This is a genomic window from Xanthobacter sp. BG11Y11_SDJG, from assembly GCF_057364445.1.
Map to the genome: position 1 here is coordinate 1 of NZ_JBNFNU010000732.1, position 1,059 is coordinate 1,059.

The following is a 1,059-nucleotide window of genomic DNA, read 5'->3' on the forward strand; positions in this document are numbered from 1 at the left end:
GGCGGGGGAGAGGGGAGGGTGAGGGGGGGGAGCCGCGTCCGCGAAAAGACCGCTGCCGAACTCGAGGTCCGGACCGCCGGCCCTCAGAGCGAGCGCGACGGCGGCGTGGAGGCCTGGCGGGCGACCGTGTTCGATCCGCTGTCCATGCCCCAGTCGGGCTTGAGGTCGACGAAGTTGGCGGCCGGGTCGAGCGGCGCCGGACGGAAGGTCTCCGCCGCCTGCCGGGCGCGGGTCAGCGCCTGGGGATCGGCGCGGGCGATCAGGCTGTCGCGCTTGGTGGCGCTGTCGGCGTCGCCCTGGCTGGCGGCGAGCGCGAACCACTTCCACGCCTCCGCCAGATCGGCGGTGCCGGCGAGGCCGCGGGCATAGATCACGCCGAGATTGTACTGGCTGTCCGCCTGGCCCATCTCCGCGCTCTTGCGGAACCACTCGATGGCGCGCGTCCAGTCGGGCTTGCCGTCGATGCCCTGGGAATAGACCACGCCCAGATTGTGCATGGCGCGCACATTGCCCTGGCCGGCGGCCCATTCGTAGAAGCGTCGCGCCTCGGCGAGGTTGCGCGAGACATTGTCGTAGAGGCTGCCGAGCCGGTAGGCGGCCGGCGCCGAGCCGGCGGAGACCGCATAAGCGAGCCACTTCTCGGCCGCCTTGGGATCGGCGCTGGTGCCGATGCCGTCGGCGTAGCGCACGCCCACCGCATAGGCCGCGGCCACGTCGCCGGCGCGGGCGGCGGCCTGGAGCGCGGCCGGTCCCACCGGCGCCGGCAGGTCGCGCACCGGGCTGAAACAGCAGGCCGGAGACCTGGGTCCGGACACCGTCCAAGGCCGCGCCCACGCCCGGCACGATGCTGGAGACGGCCTGGAGCGCGAGCCCCACCCCGGAAATCAGAATGAGCACGGCCGCGGCCACCATCAGCGCCTTGAGGGTGGCACGGCGGCGCCACTCCCGCCGCTGGGCGGAGGACATGCGCTCCTTGCGCGCCCGTTCCCGGCGAATGCGGCGCTCGGCGCCGCCGATGGCCCATTCGGGGCGGCCCTCCGCCTTGGGGCCGGCACGGCG

General features: G+C 74.1%; 1 protein-coding gene. It reads right to left on the minus strand.

All coding sequences use genetic code 11. The features are described 5' to 3' along the window. Positions 1-83 precede the first annotated feature (83 nt). On the minus strand, positions 84-815 hold the full coding sequence (locus AC2W7M_RS26140; RefSeq protein ID WP_486136076.1) for a tetratricopeptide repeat protein: 732 nt from the start codon (positions 813-815) through the stop codon (positions 84-86). Between the last annotated feature and the right edge of the window lie 244 nt (positions 816-1,059).